The following is a 21,208-nucleotide window of genomic DNA, read 5'->3' as shown; positions in this document are numbered from 1 at the left end:
TCCTTTAACTTAATTTTCTGAGGAATTTGTTCTGCTCATTTGCGTTGATTCGCTTGTTTCTGATGTTTCTTCTGTACTTGTGGTCGAGCTGCTTGTCCCAGATTCCGAACTGGAAGAAATGGTTGTTGTCGATGGTTCCGTTCCTGAATCAGCAGATGAAATACTTCTACTCGTACTTGTATTTTCTTGTGTCCGACTGCTCGTCGAAGCAGAGCTGCTGCTTGACGTTTGCAACACGGGTGTAATCTCCACACTAACTGATTCGGGCTTGATACTTAACCCCTCTTCTACTGGTATTTCAATTTTACGAGTTGTTCGATGATTGATACCTGAGACATTGATCGGTACAGCAATACTGTCACCGATCGATGCAAGCAAATCGCTAGAGCCGCTTACTTCTGCTTCCAGTTTTGAAAAACTGAAATCATAGCTTTCTACCCCGGCAGCTGGTGTTCCTTGCTGTATCCCATAAAGTCGTACCGACTTGCTTGGCTTGATTGAATCAGCTTTCACTGTTACTTGCACTGGATCAGAGACGATACTTAATACTTCCCCTGCTGCATTCAGCGCCTGTATTGGGACCTCACTATTAATCCCATCATCTGTGACCATCGAAGCGTCCACATCAGCTACTACTTGTTTGATTTCTGCCAATGTTTTGTCACCTGTAGTGATAGAGACTTTTTTAGGACTAACGGAAGTATCATCAAGTTCATATCCAGATGGTGTGAACGTTGAAGGAATCAACGTTTCCACATCGAAATCTTTTATTACCTTTTTCTCAACCGTTACTGTAATAGTCGATGGTTCGATCTTTGCTGTGACAGCACTGCTCAAATTTTGAATTTTTAGCGGAACTTCATGTGTTCCTTCGCCCAGCTTAGTGATATCTGCTGTGACGCGGAACATACGTGTATCTTCGTTTGCCTCTGCATTCAACTGAACTCGGTTTGCACTGGAAAGTTTGACAGTCACTGCATTTTCATATCCATGGATATAGTAGCGCTTTGAATCATAAGAAATCTTGATAGGCACCCCAGTAACTGTTTGATTATACGCTTCATTTCCAGAAAGCGTATTTGGAACGGACTGGCCATTTGCATTGAAGTACAGCGCAATACTGAACAGCAATGCAATAAAACTGTAAAGAATGCTTGTCCGTTTCTCTTTTGAGATCATTTGCGATCCCCTCCCTTAGTCATACCGTCTAGGAAAGATTGAATCACGTTTTTCTTGTTTTTTGTTTTCTCTTCAGCAATCAGTTCTCTACGCAAAATTGCCAAATATTCTTGCTGGGATAAGCCAGCCATCAGTTCATTATCTAATGTAATGCTGACATCCCCGGTTTCTTCAGAGACAACGATGGTAATCGCGTCGCTGACTTCGCTTATACCGACAGCTGCCCGGTGTCGAGTCCCGAATTCTTTAGGAATCAACATACTTTCTGATAGAGGAAGATAGGCGCTTGCTACTGCGATCTTTCCTTCTTTTACAATAACTGCACCGTCATGCAGCGGTGTATTAGGAATAAAGATATTGATCAGCAGCTCTCCAGTGATATCTGCATCTAATGCAATTCCTGTCTCAATATACTCATCTAATCCAGTATGCCGTTCGATAGTAATTAGCGCACCAATTTTTCGCTTGGACATATATTGGATGGCTTTGTCAAAAGACAAGATCATCTTCTCATCTTCCTGCTGTTCGCTTTTTGATTGTTTGAAAAGCGAACTGCGTCCAAGATGTTCTAGTCCTCTCCGGATTTCCGGCTGAAAAATCACGATAGCAGCTATCACCCCATACGTGATGACTTGGTTCATCAACCAAGACAAAGTGTGCAGACCAATGATTTCCGCTACGATTCGGATAACAATAAAGATAGCTACACCTTTCAGAAGCTGAATCGCTTTTGTGCCACGTAGCAGTTGGATCAGTTTGTATACAAGATACCAGACAACCAGAATATCAAGTATGTTCACCAAAAAATTCAGAGAGAACAAGTCACCGGAAAACATTTGCTGCCAATAGTCCAAATTGAAAAGTTCCCCGATTTGAAATGACATAAAAAGCCTCTCTTCTCTTTTGAGATTTCCTCTTTAGTATATCATATGTTTTAATTTTAGAGGCTGATCTGCTCGTTTTTTTATTGATAAAAACGCATAATTTTCAAGAAAATTGCAAGTATGCGTTTTATTTTTCTCTGCAATCCTGAATAATTCATACTTTGACTTCAAACCGTCTGAAACTGCCTAACAGCAGTCTTCATTTACTTTTTCATTTTCACCTGTTAAGTGATGCAAAAAGAACCCCATTCTGATATGGTAAAGGTGTCGAAACCAACCATAAGAAAGGAGTTCTTCTCATGACTAGCTTACACAAAAACCAGGTAAAATTCAATTCAAATTTGACTATTTCACATACAGGTGGTCGCTTATCGAGTGATTCGGGTTTGGTCTTAGTTAAAGAGGTGATGAATACCTTCGACTTTTCACACGTAGCTAAACAGTGGCTCCATATTAAAGACAAACGTGTTTACTTCACACATGATAACTTAGCGATATTAGAACAACTCATTATGCAGTTAATTGCTGGGTACTCGGCAGACTCATCAGCTAATCTATTAAGACAGGATCCAGTCTTTCAAGCTGTACTCGGTAAAAAAGAGTTGGCCTCACAATCGTCAATCTCACGGTTTTTAGATCGTTTCACCGAGGAGAACATGGATCAACTCCAAGCATTAAATCAGTCGCTGATTGATAAAGCGCGTTTGATTCGCAATGACACCGAGTTAATCATTGATGTCGATTCCACACATTTGGATACCTTTGGACGCCAAGAACAAACAGATTATAATGCCCATTATCAAACCTACGGCTATCACCCATTAGTTGCATTTGACGGATTGACCGGAGATTTCCTAAAAGCTGAACTGCGTTCAGGCAATCAGTACACGTCTAAAGGGGTAAAAGCCTTTATCGACCCGCTGTTACACCACTACAAGAGCACGTTACCTCATACCGAGATATTGGTTCGGGGTGACAGCGGCTTCGCCACACCAGAGGTGTATGAATCTTGTGAAGCAACTGAAAGCCAGTACGTTATCCGATTAAAGAGCAATCGGAGGTTAAGTCAGTTAGCTGAACACTCTGTTCTTTATGGGGATAATAAAAAATGGGAAGACCGAGAAATACAGTATTTTTCACTCCCTTATCAAGCACAATCCTGGTCAAAACCCCGTCGCGTTTGTATTCGATCAATCCGTGAAGCAGGAGAGCTTCTTTTTCACCACGCATTCATTGTGACGAATCTATCCGATAATGTCTCGCCTGAAGTCATATTCTCTCTTTACGGCAAGCGTGGAACAATGGAAAATTTCATCAAAGAAGCGAAATCAGGCTTTTATTTTGACAAAACAGATAGTCCGCGTTTCCTGGAAAATCATGTCAGAATGATGATCAGTGTCCTGGCTTACAACCTCGTCAATTTTTTAAAGACCATTGGATTTGAACAAGTGAATCGGGGGATGACGATTCATTCTATACGATTGACATTGCTTAAAGTTGCCGGAAAACTCGTTAAAACAGGTAGACAAGTCTATCTCAAACTGTCGAGTTATCATGTGTATCAAACTGAATTTTATAAGGTTTTTGAACGCCTACGGCGATCTAGGCAATGGATTTAGGCTAGTTATCGTAAAAATTTTTAACCTATTTTTCCAAGGGGTCAGTCTGCCCTTAAATAGACAAATAATTTTTATTATAGCCTTCTTCCGTATATATCCTGTTCGAAAACACATTATTTTGGAAGAATGTATCTGCCTAATTTAAATGTAGGCACTTTGTTCAAAAAAATAGCTTAAATTTAGAGCTATGAATTATTCAGGGCAATAAATATTTTTAAACTTCAGAGAATTATTCATTATATTTTTTCTGTTATTTTTCCTTTTTTTCTTTTGTAGCTTGTTCCATTTTTTTACGTCGTTCTGCTCTGGCAACTCTTCTAGCAGCTCTTCTTTCTTCTGCTTCAAGGTCCGTCGTTTTTTCTTTTCTAGTCTTAACGGGTACATCGATAGATTCCTCTGGTTCAAGTCGTTTCTTGATTTTTTCTAATTCTCCCGTCAGTGCAGCATAATTGTAAAAACGAGTTTTAGCATCTTTGACAGTCTTTTCAAATAAAGCTTTCGCAAGACTTGGATTAGCATTTTCTAGCGAGGAAAAACGAACTTGTTTCCTCATGAAATTAGGCATAGTAGAAAAATCAGGTTTTTTGTAGTCCAAAGTCATTGGGTTCTTGTTTTTTTCGACCATTGCAGGGTTATATCGATATAATGACCAATAGCCAGAAGAAACAGCTTCTTTTGCTTCTTTAAGCGATTCTTTCATTCCACCAAGCAAACCATGTGTGATACAAGGCGTATAGGCAATGATCAAAGAAGGACCAGGATACTTTTCTGCTTCTTCAAATGCCTTGATCGTTTGCATTTGATTGGCACCTGAAGCAATTTGCGCCACATAAACATTTCCATATGTCATCGCCATCATTCCTAGATCTTTCTTTGAAGCATACTTTCCACTAGCCGAAAATTTAGCGATTGCCGAAGCTGGTGTTGCTTTTGAGGTTTGACCGCCAGTATTGGAATAGACTTCGTTATCCAAAACAAGGATATTCACGTCTGCTCCGCTGGCAAGTACATGATCGATCCCGCCAAAACCAATGTCGTAAGCCCATCCGTCTCCACCAATCATCCATTGGCTGTTTTTTACGAATAGATCCTTTCTCTTATATATATCCTCCAGTTCAGGGACAATTGATCGTTCGCTTTCGATCGCAGCTTGCAGTTTTGCTGCTCTTTGCTGCGTTCCTTCACTCTCAAACATGTGTACCAACCAGTCTTCCATCAATTCTCGTAGTTCTTCTGATACTTTTGGCAATACTTCTTTGATTGAACTTGCCAAAGCCTCGCGACGAGTCTGTGCCGCTAGAAGCATACCATAACCAAATTCAGCATTATCTTCCAATAAAGAATTTGACCATGCAGGCCCTTGACCACATTCATTTGTCGTATAAGGAGAAGCAGGAGAAGCACCGCCCCAAATAGAAGAACAGCCTGTCGCATTCGCGATCATCATTCGATCACCGAACATTTGTGTCAATAATTTTACATAAGGTGTTTCGCCACAGCCTGAGCAAGCGCCCGAGAATTCAAGAAGCGGTTGATTGAATTGTGTAGACAAGACAGTATTCTTTCCTTTGACTGGATTTGCTTTTTGTCTTAATGTCATTGCAAAAGCCCAATTCACAGCTTGTTCTTTCTGTTCTTCATAAGGCTTCATCACTAAAGCTTTTTCTTTTGCGGGACAAGCCTCTACACACAGACCACAACCTGTACAGTCTTCCACTGAAACTTGGATACGGTATTTTACGCCGTCTGCGCCTCGCATTTCTCTCACGATAAATCCTTCTGGCGCTTCTTCCATTTCCTCTTCATCTGCTAAAAATGGACGGATGGCAGCATGAGGACAAACAAAGGCACATTCATTACACATCGTACAGCGATCACTAATCCACTCAGGTACTTCTAAAGCGACGCCCCGCTTTTCCATAGAAGCCGTTCCTAAAGGCATCTCTCCTGTTGTCATTCCATTTGCTACAAGTGTACCAACAGAGAGTTGATTTCCTTCCTGTGCATTCACTGGTTCAAGTATTTCTTGTACATAACCAGTGTTCCTTTTATTGATTTTTTCAGGCATCTCCAACGTTCTCCAATGTTCTGGGATCGCGACTTGATGAAGCAGTTCGGTCGTCCGGTCGATTGCTTGTATGTTTTTTTCTACGATAGCCATTGATTTATGTCCATAGCTTTTCAGGGCTTCTTCTTTTAGCAGCGGAATCACTTCATCAAAAGGAATGATGTCAGCTAATTTAAAAAATGCCGTTTCCATTGCCGTATTGATCCGGCGTCCCAAACCGACTTCTTGGGCCAATCTCATGGCATTGATCGTATAGAATCTAATGTTATTTTCAGCCAAGTAACGTTTTAATTTTAAGGGCAGATGCGTTTCTAATTGTTCGTCGCTCCAAAGAGTATTCAATAAAAAAATGCCACCTGGCTTCAATCCTTTGACCAAGTTATAGCTATGCAGGTAAGCTGGTGTGTGACAGGCAACAAGGTCCGCATGCTCGACAAGATACGCAGAATGTATCGGCGTATCTCCAAAACGAAGATGAGAGACAGTCAGACCACCAGATTTTTTCGAATCATAATAAAAATAGCCTTGCGCATATTTATCGGTGTGATCTCCAATAATCTTGATAGCTGATTTATTTGCTCCGACTGTTCCGTCAGATCCAAACCCCCAAAACTTGGCCTGGAATGTTTGCGGTTCTGTCAAATCCAGACTTTCCTTTGGTTCCAAAGATTGATAAGTCACATCATCAACGATACCTATGGTGAAACGTTTTTTGCGTATGCTTGGGTCTTTTTGCAATTCATCAAAAACTGCTGAGATTTGGTCAGGAGTCACATCTTTAGAACCCAATCCGTAGCGACCACCAATAACAGCCGGGCGAAGTTCAGAATCATATAACGCACTTTGAACGTCTAATAAGAGAGGTTCTCCACCTGCCCCTGGTTCTTTACTTCGATCAAGAACAGCAATTGTTTTTACTGTATGAGGCAACTTTTGCACGAATGTTTCCACTGGAAAAGGACGATAAAGATGGATATTCAAAAAACCTGTTTTCCGTCCGTTTGCATTCAAGTAATCAATCGTTTGTTCAATCGTCTGTGCAACTGATCCCATAGAAACAATGACTTCTTCCGCATCGTCTGCTCCGTAATAAGTCACCAAGTCATAAGAAGTTCCTCGTAATCGGTTGATCTCTTTCATATATTTTTGAACGATTTCAGGTAATTTATCATAATAGGGGTTGATCGTTTCCCGTTGTTGAAAATGGATGTCTGGATTCTGGTTCGTACCACTAACAGTCGGATGATTGGGATTCATCCCTCGTTTACGAAATGAAGCTAATTTCTCCTGATTGATCAGAGGAGCTAATTCTTCATATTCCAAAACTTCGATTTTTTGAATCTCGTGACTCGTACGGAATCCATCAAAGAAATTCAAAAAAGGTACTTCTCCTTCAATAGAAGCAAGATGGGCAACAGGTGCTAAATCCATCACTTCTTGTACACTGCTTTCAGCTAACATAGCAAATCCTGTTTGTCTTGCAGCCATCACGTCTCCGTGATCTCCGAAAATATTCAACGCATTTGTCGTCACTGCCCGACTAGCAACATGGAAAACACTTGGCAGTAGTTCCCCAGCAATCTTGTACATATTCGGTATCATCAAAAGCAGCCCTTGAGAAGCGGTATATGTAGTTGTCAGTGCACCAGTTTTCAATGATCCATGGACCACACCAGCTGCTCCTGCTTCGGATTGCATTTCTACTACTTTTACTGGTTGACCGAATACATTTTCTTTTCCTGCTGCTGACCATTGATCTACTAATTCGGCCATGGTCGAACTGGGTGTTATTGGATATATTGCAGCAATCTCGGTAAATGCATAAGAAATATATGCGGCTGCCGTATTGCCATCCATTGTTTTCATTTTTCGCATGATTCATCATCCTTGTTCATATTCTCTCTTATTATCTGTTCCATTATAACGTAAAACATTCCATTTTTTTCTTTTATTTATAAAAATATTTCACATATGTCTATTTGAATTGGTCATCTAATTTTTAGACAAACAGTCTAAATCGTTGCCTTTTTTTGTCAGACATGTATAAACTATAAGTGAAAGAGGTGTTTTAACATGGATATATCAGTGATTGATGCAACGAAAACAAATACACAAAAAGGAATCCTTTATGGTTCATCGAATGCTCCTAAAAAAATGGTCGAATTCATCAACCTAGCTTGTCCGTATTGCCGACAATGGTTTGAAGAATCTTATGAGCTATTAGAAGAAGCAGTCCAAAGCGGGCAATTGCAGCGAGTGATCAAATTGTTCGATAAAGAAAAAGAAAGCTTGCAGCGAGGAAACGTGATGCACCGGTATCTCACAATCAGCGATGGTCAAAAAGCGATCAAAGAGATCAAACAAATATTCGATACTCAATACGAGTGGAAACATCTTTCTCTCCAAGAAGTAGCGGATTTTGCAGTAGATAAACTAAAGCTGACAGAACAAAAAGACGAACAGCTGAGCCAAGCTGTCATCAACGAAGCTGAGCAAGCACATATTCGATTTGTTCCGACTGTCATCTTGGGTAAAGAAATCTTTGATGAATCTATTTCAATAGAGGAATTAAAAGAATTGATCCAAACAAAATAAAAAAATAAGGAGCGTGGGACAAAAGTAAAGAACACTTTTGTCTCACGCTCTAAACACCTATAAACGGCGGAAGCAGAAGCAACTCCTTCTTATTTCTTGGAGTTAAACGCTTCTGTCCCAGCCTCCTTATTCCGAATAAATGGTGTCCAAAAGCTTGCATCTGCCAGATTATCTCATTTCTTATGACAAGCTGAGCAAATTATCTCCACCAAATAATTTATTCATATTTTTGACTTGCGCATACTAACTAATTCTTAAATTTTCATACAAAATTTCTCAAATTCCCTTAACGAGTAATATTTATGTACGGTGATTCACACTAGTATCCCAATCACTTTTTAAGTTATCCCGATTTCAATTCTACTTCAAAAATAGTTGCTTTTATGTATGCTGTTAGTTGATTAGATGGACGTTTGTTGAGCTAGGTCGTTTATTTTAAACAAGTTATTTCTTTAGCTTATACCTATCTCGTCTACCAAATGCAAGATGGCAAACACAAATGCATACGCATCTATATTTGCCACTTTGATTCGTATAAAGCTAACAACTCCTAACTCCTCTCATTTAATAGTTGCTCTCTTTTTTATTCAGATACATTTTTGCTGATCACAGCCTAGTATTTCAATGGTTTTGAACACTAAACCAAATTGTTCCATTACAACATTCACTGGCTGATGAAATGGATTAGCAGATTTCGATTATTCAAAACGATTTTCTATTGGTGGATCGTGTTCCCAACTAACAAGACGGATTCCAAACCTATCGTACAGATCTTCTAAACCACTTATAAATTTTGCACCTATTTCAGGTGTTTTATTGCGTGGATATTCTATTGTTACGCCATTAAATGGATACCAATTAGGATTAGGCTCTCTTTCTTTCTGTACATCTCCCATAAAATAGTTAGCACTTTCTGGGACATAAGATATTCTTCGACCATCCTCTAATTCATCTAATAAGATATTTCGTGATCGTCTATCACTTGCTAAATGTAGACGCCACGTGCGATACCATGCCATGCTACCTGCATCTGCAGAAAATCCATCAAATAATGCAACAATTGTATCTTCTATCACAATCCTTTCCCCATCTACTTCATATTCTAATCTAAAATCAAACTCCCCTCGGGTAATTTCTGGCCTTGGTGGCTTAGGACCCAATATTATTCTACTTAAAGCCGCATTCGTTCCCAGATGAAACACAGCTATAACAACAATAATGATTAATATTTTGTTTCTATTTGATAAATTTCTCATTATTCGCAAATCACCTCTACATTCTCACATACTAGTTCGTAATACTCCTTTAATATCAAAATATCTACTGATCGTAATAATATTCGCTATGAATTCCTACTACTCGTATAAGAAAGGCCAAATCATCAGCTTTTACTTGCTGATGATTTGGCTTGTTTCTATTTATCGTAATTGTTTTCTAATCACCAAAATTGTTAACAATCGGTTCAGATATTTCCCAATTCACTAGCCTTATATTATATTAATTTAACAATTCTTCTTCATTTATTGTATTTTGATCAAGCGGACCAAATTGTTCTAATAATTCTTTGTCATGTAAAATATCCCTTCTAATAATGCCTCTTTCCCTTTCATTGAAAGAAGCACTAGGAAAAGTATGATTATAACCATTCAACCTATCTCCCATGTAATAATTAGCAGGTCCTGGAAAATAAAATATTTGCTTATTATCACTAACTTCTAACAGCAACACTAAATCTTCTCCGCTGGCTAAACGACTTGTCCATCTACGATATCTCCCTATGCCTTCGTTCATTCCAAATCCATCAAATTCAACTATTAACGTGTCTTCTATCACATGTAATTCTTCATTCAATTCATACTCAAGTCTAAAAGGAAATTCTCCATATGTAATCTCTGGCAATGGTGGTGCTGGAGTTCTCCAAATAAATACAATAACTGTGAATAGAAAAAATCCAACGATCGATATAAATGTTATGAGACCTACTCGAAGTAAAACCCGATATAATAAAAATGCTGTATTTCGCTTTGCTATATCTAGAAAAATAAAAAGTACTGCAATCATAATGATAGTAAAAGTTGTAAAAAAACGCATTTTTGCCCTCCCTTTATAAACATCGATTCTCAAATTCTAAACCAAATCTTGGTAGTTCAAGTTCAGGTATAACGTATTCCAACCATACATCTCAATTACTATTTATGAACTTATGATTATCACTGAATAAATCACTCCATCCCCTTGTTAAAACTTCTACATTAATTACACCTGGTTGTTTTCGACTAGCTAATCCAATGAACTTATCAACCATCCTTATCCACCAACCACGAGAATCTTGACCAGAAGTAAGAAGAGCAGTTCTCAAGGATGATCGAGCAGTTCCTTCCAGTTTTTTAATTAATCAGGCCAGTTATAGATAAATACTTGATCTTATCTATATCAGGACTTCTATATTAAGCAAAAATTTATGTACAAATTAAAATCTTCATTCAGTTGTCTCCCCGCTTTTTATACGATTGTATTAAAAACAATAGAAGCCTTTCCAAATTATGTTACTCCAGTAAAGATGGAATTATAGTTTGACGGAAGAAAAGCAAGTATAACTTTTAAAAAAAACTGATACATTCGCATCTCCTGCTTCATGTATCAGTTTTTTCTTTGGATTAAACTGCTTCTTCACGCAGTTTTTCCGCAAATTCATTTATTTTGCGAATTCGGTGATTAATTCCCGATTTTGATATCGCACCTGAGGGAATCATTTCCCCTAATTCTTTCAAGCTGACCTCTGGATGTTGAAGCCGAAGTTCTGCGATTTCCTGAAGTTTTTCAGGAAGGGCATGTAGACCGACCTTTGCTTCGATCAATTCGATGTTTTCGATTTGTTTAGAAGCCGCATCAATCGTCTTGTTCAGATTTGCTGTCTCACAATTGACTAGACGATTGACCGAATTTCTCATATCCCGTACGATTCGAACATCTTCAAATCGGAGCATTGAGTTGGTTGCACCAATCAATGTTAAGAAATCAGCAATTTTTTCTGCTCCTTTTAAATAAGAAATATAGCCATTGCGCCGTTCAAGCGTTCGAGCATGTAGACCGTAATAATTTAACATATCGCAAATGTCTTGGTTATGCTGTTCATAAATAGAAAATATTTCCAAATGATAACGGCTCGTTTCCGGATTATTGACTGAACCTGAGGCCATAAAAGCACCACGTAAGTAAGAACGCATTTTTTGCGAATTTCCCATAATCTCGTCCGAAACGTGTCCATTGAACATCATACCATCCATGATATCAAGATCCATCAACACATCTTTTGTGCCTTGCTTCAACCGGACGATATAGACATTGTTCTTTTTTAATTTCATTTTTTTACGAACGAGTAGCTCACTTCGTACCTGATAATGATCTTTCAAAAGAGAATAGATACGTCTGGCAATTGCAGCATTTTCTGTTTGGACGTTCAAAATAAACTGCTGGTTCACAATACCTAAAGAGCCGTTCATTCGCAGCAAAGCAGCTAATTCCGCTTTCGCATGTTCTCGATGAACTTCCAAACCAGTTAGTTCTTTCTTCACATCTGCAGCAAATGACATCCTATTCTCCTCCTTTCTCCAACAATAAATTGCTTAATATTTTGAACCGAAAACTAAACGGAACAATTCTTCTACTACTTTGTCTCCATCGTGGAAGACACCACCATCTTTCAATTCCAAAAAGTCGGTGGAAATCACTCGACATCCTTCATTTCTCAATCCGTTGAAGTCGTGTGCGACTTGTACTAGATACTCATCATAGATCTCTGGGTCCATATAATCTTCAGGCACTTTTTCCGTATTGACCAATACTGTATCGATAAAAGGCTGATTCAAATGCTTGTGTAAAACACGTATATGATCGGCATCTGTGAAATGTTCCGTTTCCCCTTTTTGGGTCATGATATTACAGATATAGACGGTTTCAGCAGTTGTCTTGAGCATTGCTTCGCCGATTTCTGGTATCACTAAATTTGGAAGGATACTGGTGAATAAACTTCCGGGTCCCAAAACGACCATGTCGGCGTCCATAATTGCTGAAACGACTTTTCGAGCCGCTTTGGCTTCACTTTTATCATTTGTGTTGCAGACATACACACGGTCAATGGTTTTACGGTCGATCGCGATTTTAGATTCTCCTACTGCAGTCGTTCCGTCTTTAAAGACAGCATGCAAGGTCAAAGGAGTTTCTGAAGAAGGATAAACATGTCCATCTACATGCATCATTTTTGCTAATAATTGAATCGCCTCATAAGTGCTTCCCCGCATCTCGGAAACTGCGGCAATGATCAGATTACCGATCGTATGATTGGCTAAAAACTGATCTTCCTTTTTGAAACGGTATTGGAAAATATCTTCATAGAATTGTGGCATATCCGATAACGCCACTAAGACATTTCTCAAGTCACCAGGAGGAGCCATAGCGATCGATTCTCTGATTGCACCGCTGCTTCCCCCATCATCTGCAACAGTCACTACTGCTGTGATATCTGCTCCTTGATTTCGCAAACTTTTCAGGATAACTGGCAGACCAGTGCCACCGCCGACCACTACGATCTTTGGTTTTCTTATCCGGTAGGTTTTCATTTTCACGACCGGTTCACCGTCTCTTTCCTTTTATCCTTGTCCCGATGTGTCACATTGACTTTATAGTTTTTCCCTAAAGCATTTGCCAAACGTTCAGTCAATGCCACAGAACGGTGTTGACCGCCTGTACAGCCGATTGCAACTGTCAAGCTGCTTTTTCCTTCTTTAATGTATCCAGGCAATACAGTTTCCAGAAGATCCAAAAATTTATGGTAGAATGATTGCGTTTCATCAAAGGACATCACATAATCATAGACTGGCTGATCTTTTCCGGTCAATGGTCTTAGTTCCGGGATATAATGAGGGTTGGGCAAAAAACGCACATCCATCACAATATCCGAATCGATCGGCAACCCGTATTTAAAACCAAATGATACAAATTCGATCCGAAATCCTTGGTCTCCCTTTGATTTGAATGACTCATTGATTTTTTCACGTAATTGTCGTGGTGTCAATGTCGTCGTATCAATGATCACGGAAGCTTGGGCTTTCAAGTCGTCTAGTATCGCCCGTTCTTTACGTATCCCTTCAGTGATCAAACCGTCCATCGCCATTGGATGTGCTCGTCTTGTTTCTTTGTAGCGAGCCACTAGTTCTTCGTCTGAAGCATCTAAAAATAAGATAGAAGTGTCGATGAAGTTCGTATTTTCGATTTCGATCAGCATGTTTTGGATTTCTTCAAAGAAGGAACGAGAACGTAAATCCACTCCTAAAGCCATTTTTGTGACTTTGCCTGATTCTTTGATTAATTCCCAGAATTTTGGAATCAATCGAGGCGGCATATTATCGATACAAAAATAGCCCATATCTTCAAAACTTTGGATAGCTACTGTTTTCCCTGCACCGCTCATACCTGTTATGATGACTAATTGCAAATTATCTGTCATAATTACGAACTCCTCTCACATTGTGCATAGTAAAATTATATCATTCCGGGCGTATCATTACCAGTTTTCTTTTTCTTTTACAAAAAGATTTGGACCAAATATCTTTTAGGATATTTGCCCCAAATCCAATTTTTTTACTTTTCCGATGCTGTATCCAATGCCTTGCTTCTTTCAGCTAGCGCTCGTTCAATCGTCCGATCTGCTAAAATAGATTGGGCATCGATCACTGGATAATGGTTATCTTCAGCAAATTCATGCATCAATGACAATTCTGTGCAACCTAAGATGACTTTTTCACAGTTTAGGCGCTCTACCGCTTCTTCTAAGATTTCGTAATATAGCTCTTGATTCAAATAATCCGATTCCTTGATCTCATGATAGATCAGATAATTGATTTTTTCTTGAAGAACAGTATCAGGAATCACTGTTTCGAATCCAAGATTTTTGACTTCGCGTTCATAGATTCCAGCTTTCATACTTCCTTCTGTTCCTAGAATCGCTACTCTCCCTGTCGTATGCTGACGGACAAGTTCATTTGCTGCTTCTCTTGGCATATGCAGGATAGGAATATCCGTTGCCGCTTGTAATTCTTCAAAAAAGTAGTGTGCGGTGTTACAAGTCAACACAATGAAGTTCGGCTGCAATAAATTTTGTTTCTCAATATCATCCAGCAGAAACGGCATTGGATTTTCTTCTGATCGATCTAAAATATAAGCTGTACGATCAGGAACTGTTGCATGATTGAATAAGACATAATTCAAATATTCTTGATCTTTTGTAGCTTTCGTTCGGTGGTTGATCAAGCGAACAAAACTTTCTGTCGCCATCGTGCCCATTCCGCCTAAAATACTGAAAAAATTCTCCATGAACTAGCCTTCTTTCACATGAAAATACTTTTTGAATCTTGGAATATAGTTATGGAACATATATTTCATCAACAACCAGCGCTTGATTGACCGGTCTTTTTCATAAAACACAGTAGTACCGTAACGATTTTCTTTGATCATTTGCTCAGCTAGTTTTTTGTCTTCATTTTCCCTAGCATATTCTAAAAAGATTTTTTTGGGCACACCCATCCATAATCTTGCTTTATCTGATTGATTCGTTCCATAGGTCGTTTCAACAAAGGGTTTGTTGAACACTCGATCTTCTGTGACAAAACGAGCCAGATTCAAGCCGTTCAATGTCACAAAGAAACTGCTACGACCTTGTCTCAAATTGATTTCAAATAATTTATATTCTCCATCTCTAGGATCATACTTCATATCGAAATTGGCAAAGCCTGTATATTCGATTTTTTCCAAAAATGCCTTAATGGTTTGATAGATTTTTTCGTTATAATCTGGCATGATCACAACGTAATTACCAATCGATGCTGGTGTAGGATCTTCTAACAGTGGATGACCAAGACACATCATCCGAACTTGATGATCTTCATCTACATACGCATTTAGCACACGCATATTACTATCATCACCCGGGATAAAATCTTGTACAATCATTTCACTTTTATAACCGGCTTCGTATATCCGGCCTAATATTAAATCGAACTCTTCTCTAGTCTCTAAAATAAAAGCTTTTTTTCTTCCTTCAAATTGGACAGAAAGATACTCCACACTGTTTGCAGGTTTCAAAGCAACTGGGAATTCAAAAGGCAATTCCTGTTCCAAATGTCCATTTACTAACATTTCTTCTCTGACGATCAATGTTTTAGGATACGGAAGATCATATTCTTCACAAACTTCATAAAAGCTTACTTTATTGATCAGTCTTTCAAATAAAGAATAATCAATATATGGACAGATAAAATATTCTGACAGCTCTTGTTTATGTTGGGAGATCAATTCTGCATATCCATCACCACAAGCAATCAAAAGATATTTTTTACTCTTATCAGAATATCTTTCTTTTGCCAAACGAAGCATCGTCTCGATAAATACAGGGTCTTTATCAAATCCTGGAATAACTTCTACATTGACAATTTTACTGTAGCGGGTAGGGGCTAACTGATCCGAAGCATATGCTTGGCAGATTTTGCCGTATGCTTCATTAAAAGAACGTGCCATACCATAAACGTTCATGTCGCTTCCTAATAATATAGGGATAAATTCTTCATTTTCAATACTGTTCATCATTATCTCTCACTTACTCATAATCTCTTGTTTTTCTTTTCCAACTACACAAGGAATATCATACCATAAAGAAAAAAGCAATCAAAGGAAACTCCTCCGATTGCTCAATTCTTTTTTGAACGGATTGAACTTATAGGAAGTTTTTATCTATACCAATCAGTGTAGAAAGAACTACCATGTAATGATTCTAGAACACTGATATTAATAAAACAAGCAAAAATTCATTTTTTTATGTTTTTTTAACTATCTCAGCTATCTATCCTCTTTATACCATTATTTTTTTCAAATATTGACCTGTATAACTTTCTTTTACGTTAATGATTTCTTCTGGTGTTCCAGTCGCAAGGATCGTTCCTCCACCTTCTCCACCTTCTGGTCCTAAATCAATGATATAATCTGCTGTTTTGATTACATCTAGATTGTGTTCAATCACTAAAACTGTGTTACCAGCATCTACTAATCTTTGTAATACATGCAACAAGCGGGCGATGTCATCGCTATGAAGTCCTGTCGTTGGTTCATCTAGTATATAGAAATTCTTTCCATTAGAGATTTTGTGCAATTCACTGGCAAGTTTCATCCGTTGTGCCTCACCACCGGACAATGTCGTTGCTGGTTGCCCCATCGTCACATAACCTAAGCCAACATCAACAATCGTTTGCAGTTTGCGATGAATCTTTGGAATGTGCTTGAAGAATTCTACAGCATCTTCTACTGTCATTTCCAAAATATCAGCAATGCTTTTTCCTTTGTAATGCACTTCTAATGTTTCAGAGTTATATCGTTTGCCATGACATACTTCACAAGGAACATAGACATCAGGCAAAAAGTGCATTTCGATCTTAATAATTCCATCCCCGCGACAAGCTTCACAACGACCGCCTTTTACGTTGAAACTAAAACGCCCTTTCTTATAACCCCGCATTTTTGCCTCGTTCGTTTGAGCAAATAACCCACGGATATCATCAAATACACTTGTATAAGTCGCTGGATTACTTCTCGGCGTCCGGCCGATTGGGCTTTGATCGATATCGATGATCTTTTCGATACTTTCGTAGCCGGAAATTGTCTTGAATTTACCTGGCTTAGCAGAATTCTTATTTAATTTTTGCGCTAACGATTTCTTTAAGATACTATTGACCAATGTACTCTTTCCAGAACCAGACACACCTGTGACTGCTACAAATTCTCCTAATGGAAATTCAACACTAATATTTTTCAGATTGTTTTCTGAAGCACCAGTGATCTTGATTGCTTTCCCATTACCTTTACGGCGTTCTTTTGGTACAGGGATTGATTTTTTCCCTGAAAGATATTTCCCTGTCAAAGAATTTTCATCATTAGCTACTTCTTCAGGAGTGCCTGCAGCCACGATTTGTCCGCCTTGTTCTCCGGCCCCAGGTCCGACGTCAATCAGATAATCTGCTGCCCACATCGTATCTTCATCATGTTCGACTACAACGAGGGTGTTGCCAAGATCACGCATTTTCTTTAATGAGCCAATCAGTCGATCGTTGTCGCGTTGATGCAATCCGATCGATGGTTCATCTAAAATATACAAAACTCCAGAAAGATTCGATCCAATTTGTGTAGCCAATCTGATTCGCTGCGCTTCTCCCCCAGATAATGTTCCGGAAGCGCGACTCAAAGTTAGATAGTCTAGTCCCACATTTTCCAAGAATGAAAGTCTGTCATTTACTTCTTTTAAAATCGGTTTGGCAATTACTTTCTCTTGTTCAGATAACGTTAAGTTTGAGAAGAAATCTACTGCTTTTTGAATAGACAACTCATTTGTTTGCCCGATATTCGTTCCATTGATTTGAACAGATAGAGCTTGGGGATTCAATCGATAACCTTTACATGTCTGACAAGTTAATTCTGTCATATAAAGACGCATTTGCTCACGCGTGAAATCACTGTTCGTATCATGATAACGACGCTCGATATTCTTCAATACCCCTTCGAAAGTCGTTTCTACATCGCGAACGCCACCAAAATCATTTTCATAATGGAAATGGAAAAGATCATCTGTCCCATTCAAGATGATCTCCTGATGCTCTTCCGGTAATTCTTCGAATGGTGTATCTAAATCGATACCGAAACTTTCACAAGCCTGCGCTAACATTTGAGGATAATACTGAGAGCTGATTGGATTCCATGGAACGATAGCACCTTGACTAAGTGTCTTCGTTCTATCTGGAATCACTAAATCTTGATCGACTTCTAATTTGACACCTAAACCATCACAGTCTGGACAAGCTCCAAAAGGCGCATTGAATGAGAACAGTCTTGGTTCTAGTTCGCCAACAGTAAATCCGCAATAAGGACAGGCATAGTGTTCGCTAAACAACATTTCTTCTTCACCGATCACGTCAACCAGAGCATAGCCGTCTGCCAATCGCAGGGCCGCCTCTAAAGAATCAAATAGACGAGAACGAATCCCTTCTTTCACAATGATCCGGTCGATGACGATCGCGATATCATGTTTTTTGTTTTTCTCCAGCTCAGGCACTTCACTTAAATCATAGATCTCCCCATCGACTCGAACGCGGACGTATCCCTCTTTTTGGATTCGTTCGAATATTTTTTTATGTTGTCCTTTTTTCTTTACCACGATCGGTGCCAACACTTGGATCTTTGTGCGTTCAGGCAAAGCCATTACTTGATCTGCCATTTGATCTACTGATTGACTGGTAATCTCGATATGATCGTTGGGACAAATCGGATGTCCTACACGTGCAAACAACAAGCGTAAATAGTCATTGATTTCCGTCACAGTACCTACTGTCGACCGAGGATTTTTACTTGTTGTTTTCTGATCAATAGAAATCGCCGGACTCAATCCGTCGATGCTATCTACGTCCGGCTTATCCATTTGTCCTAAAAACTGACGAGCATAAGCAGAAAGGCTCTCTACGTATCTCCGCTGCCCTTCAGCGTACAGCGTATCAAATGCTAGGGAACTTTTTCCAGAACCGGACAAACCTGTAACGACCACGAATTTATCTCGTGGAATCGTTACATCTATATTTTTCAAGTTATGGGCACGTGCACCGTGAATCGTAATTTTATCGTTAGCCATGTTGTCCTCCTACTTTGAAGCTTTTAATTCTAAAATCATATCTCGCACATTAGCGGCTGTTTCAAAATCCAATGCTTTCGCCGCATCTTTCATTTCTTTTTCTAATTTCATCAATAACGTATCTTTTTCTTCTTTCGTCATTTCTTCATACGAGACTTGTACCGCTTCTTTTGTATCATCTTCCGATTCTTTCGTAATAGAAATCAAATCTCGGATTTCTTTAATGATCGTTTTTGGAACGATCCCATGTTCTTCATTGTACTTCTGCTGAATCGTACGGCGTCTTGATGTTTCATCCATCGCTAGACGCATAGAATCTGTTACTTTGTCTGCGTACATGATTACTTTACCTTCTTCATTCCGAGCAGCTCGTCCAATCGTTTGGACTAAGGAACGTTCACTACGTAAAAAGCCTTCTTTATCCGCATCCAAGATAGCAACAAGGGAAACTTCAGGTACGTCTAATCCTTCACGAAGCAAATTGATTCCAACTAACACATCAAATTCACCTAATCGAAGATCTCGAATGATTTCTGTTCGTTCCAGCGTTTTGATATCACTATGCAAATATTTGACTTTGATCCCTAATTCTTTGAAATAATCTGTGAGGTCTTCTGCCATTTTTTTCGTCAATGTCGTTACAAACACCCGCTGGTCTTTTTCGACTCGTTCATTTATTTCGCCTACTAGATCATCGATTTGTCCCATGATTGGACGAACTTCGATCACTGGGTCAAGCAGCCCTGTCGGACGGATGATTTGTTGGATAACGGTATCTGTTTGTTCATGTTCATATGGTCCTGGCGTCGCAGAGACATAAATGATCTGATTGACATGTTTTTCAAACTCTTCTAACCGAAGTGGCCGATTGTCTAAAGCAGATGGCAAACGGAAACCGTAATCTACTAGCATCTGTTTTCTCGCTCGGTCACCATTATACATTCCTCTGATTTGAGGCATGGTTACGTGCGATTCGTCCGCCACGATCAAAAAATCTTCAGGAAAGAAATCCAATAGCGTATAAGGCGGTTCACCTTCTTTACGTCCGTCCATATGCCGAGAATAATTTTCAATTCCCGACGTGTAGCCCATTTCTAACATCATTTCAATATCGTAATTGGTTCGCTGTTCTAAACGTTGAGCTTCCAGAAGTTTGTTTTCATTTCGCAAGACAGTTAAACGCTGTTCTAATTCCGCTTTGATATTCGCTACGGCATGCTCCATATGTTCATCATTCGTCACAAAGTGAGTCGCCGGGAAGATTGCTACGTGTTCCGTTTCTCCCAAAACTTCACCTGTCAGTGCATTGACTTCTCGGATACGTTCGACCTCATCTCCAAAAAACTCCACACGTAAGGCACGTTCATCTCTTGAAGCCGGAAAAATCTCCACGACATCACCGCGCACTCGAAAACGACCGCGCTGAAAATCTATATCATTTCTTTCGAATTGGATACTGACTAAGTCACGAATCAGCTGATTGCGATCTAGTTCTGCTCCCTGTCGAATCGAAACTACTTGTTTTTGGTACTCAAAAGGCGAGCCTAATCCAAAAATACATGAAACGGATGCAATGACGATCACATCATTTCTTTCTAATAATGAACTAGTAGCCGAATGTCGTAATTTGTCGATCTCATCATTTACACTTGAATCTTTTTCGATATACGTATCGCTTGAAGGCACATAAGCTTCAGGCTGATAATAATCATAATAAGAAACAAAATATTCAACAGCATTGTTAGGGAAAAATTCCTTGAATTCCCCGTACAGCTGACCAGCCAATGTTTTGTTATGAGCAATAATCAGTGTTGGTTTATTCACTTTCTCAATAAGATTGGAAATCGTATATGTTTTCCCTGTTCCAGTCGCACCTAATAAGATTTGTGCTTTTTTCCCGCCGACTACGCCATCCACTAATTGGTTAATCGCTTCAGGCTGATCACCAGCCGGTTGGTATTTCGAGACAAGCTCAAAGTGTCGGGAGGTATCTCTCTCAATCATTCTTCGTCCTCCTTTTCATTCATTCCTTTTCATTTTACGACCAATAAAAAGAAAAGGAAAGCAAAGGCATTCCTTACTAAAAAATTATACCACACCGAACATACTTTCGCCACTTTTTTATCTTATTATACATGTTACG

At 39.1% G+C, this 21,208-nt stretch carries 13 protein-coding genes and 1 pseudogene; 2 read left to right on the top strand and 12 right to left on the bottom strand.

Annotation, left to right across the window (positions count from 1 at the left end):
• Positions 1–9 precede the first annotated feature (9 nt).
• Both IGJ87_RS05075 and cdaA read right to left on the bottom strand, forming a co-directional pair.
• A complete protein-coding gene (locus tag IGJ87_RS05075; protein WP_002323977.1) occupies positions 10–1,179 on the bottom strand; it encodes a CdaR family protein in 1,170 nt (389 codons plus the stop codon).
• A complete protein-coding gene (gene cdaA, locus IGJ87_RS05070) occupies positions 1,176–2,063 on the bottom strand; it encodes a diadenylate cyclase CdaA (protein WP_002287821.1) in 888 nt (295 codons plus the stop codon). The genes IGJ87_RS05075 and cdaA overlap by 4 nt, the downstream gene beginning before the upstream one ends.
• A 299-nt stretch (positions 2,064–2,362) precedes the next feature.
• Between cdaA and IGJ87_RS05065 the strand changes: the two genes are divergently transcribed.
• Positions 2,363–3,682 (top strand): IS1380 family transposase, encoded by a 1,320-nt coding sequence (locus IGJ87_RS05065; protein ID WP_002292716.1) that lies wholly within the window; start codon positions 2,363–2,365, stop codon positions 3,680–3,682.
• A gap of 250 nt (positions 3,683–3,932) precedes the next feature.
• On the opposite strand, the gene nifJ is transcribed toward IGJ87_RS05065, so the two are convergent.
• A complete protein-coding gene (gene nifJ, locus IGJ87_RS05060; protein ID WP_139901212.1) occupies positions 3,933–7,625 on the bottom strand; it encodes a pyruvate:ferredoxin (flavodoxin) oxidoreductase in 3,693 nt (1,230 codons plus the stop codon).
• Positions 7,626–7,823: 198 nt separating this feature from the next.
• Here nifJ and IGJ87_RS05055 point away from each other — a divergent pair, with 198 nt between their 5' ends.
• A complete protein-coding gene (locus IGJ87_RS05055) occupies positions 7,824–8,345 on the top strand; it encodes a DsbA family protein (RefSeq protein WP_002323975.1) in 522 nt (173 codons plus the stop codon).
• A gap of 698 nt (positions 8,346–9,043) precedes the next feature.
• Here IGJ87_RS05055 and IGJ87_RS05050 read toward each other — a convergent pair.
• From IGJ87_RS05050 to uvrB, 9 genes and pseudogenes are all read right to left on the bottom strand, one after another.
• Entirely contained in the window at positions 9,044–9,601 is a 558-nt protein-coding gene (locus IGJ87_RS05050; protein WP_002323974.1) for a hypothetical protein, read from the bottom strand.
• A 178-nt stretch (positions 9,602–9,779) separates the two neighbouring features.
• Positions 9,780–10,436: pseudogene (locus IGJ87_RS05045) on the bottom strand (hypothetical protein).
• 566 nt (positions 10,437–11,002) lie between these two features.
• A complete protein-coding gene (gene whiA / locus IGJ87_RS05040) occupies positions 11,003–11,938 on the bottom strand; it encodes a DNA-binding protein WhiA (RefSeq protein ID WP_002289698.1) in 936 nt (311 codons plus the stop codon).
• A 33-nt stretch (positions 11,939–11,971) separates the two neighbouring features.
• Positions 11,972–12,970: a gluconeogenesis factor YvcK family protein gene (locus tag IGJ87_RS05035; RefSeq protein WP_002306471.1), complete on the bottom strand. Its 999-nt coding sequence runs from the start codon at positions 12,968–12,970 to the stop codon at positions 11,972–11,974.
• On the bottom strand, positions 12,967–13,851 hold the full coding sequence (rapZ, locus tag IGJ87_RS05030) for an RNase adapter RapZ (protein WP_002289695.1): 885 nt from the start codon (positions 13,849–13,851) through the stop codon (positions 12,967–12,969). Before rapZ ends, IGJ87_RS05035 begins: the two co-directional genes overlap by 4 nt.
• 134 nt (positions 13,852–13,985) lie before the next feature.
• Complete coding sequence (locus IGJ87_RS05025; RefSeq protein ID WP_002294440.1) at positions 13,986–14,717, bottom strand: aspartate racemase; 732 nt, start codon at positions 14,715–14,717, stop codon at positions 13,986–13,988.
• A 3-nt stretch (positions 14,718–14,720) separates the two neighbouring features.
• On the bottom strand, positions 14,721–15,986 hold the full coding sequence (locus tag IGJ87_RS05020) for a D-aspartate ligase (protein WP_002294441.1): 1,266 nt from the start codon (positions 15,984–15,986) through the stop codon (positions 14,721–14,723).
• A gap of 262 nt (positions 15,987–16,248) precedes the next feature.
• A complete protein-coding gene (uvrA, locus tag IGJ87_RS05015; RefSeq protein ID WP_104876505.1) occupies positions 16,249–19,065 on the bottom strand; it encodes an excinuclease ABC subunit UvrA in 2,817 nt (938 codons plus the stop codon).
• Positions 19,066–19,074: 9 nt separating this feature from the next.
• Positions 19,075–21,069, bottom strand: a complete 1,995-nt coding sequence (gene uvrB / locus IGJ87_RS05010; RefSeq protein ID WP_002294444.1) for an excinuclease ABC subunit UvrB — start codon at positions 21,067–21,069, stop codon at positions 19,075–19,077.
• Positions 21,070–21,208 lie beyond the last annotated feature (139 nt).

It is taken from the genome of Enterococcus sp. DIV1411a, from assembly GCF_050531945.1.
GTDB classification, from domain to species: domain Bacteria; phylum Bacillota; class Bacilli; order Lactobacillales; family Enterococcaceae; genus Enterococcus_B; species Enterococcus_B faecium.
Note: the sequence above shows the minus strand (reverse complement) of the source record. Positions and strands in the feature narration are given on the sequence as shown.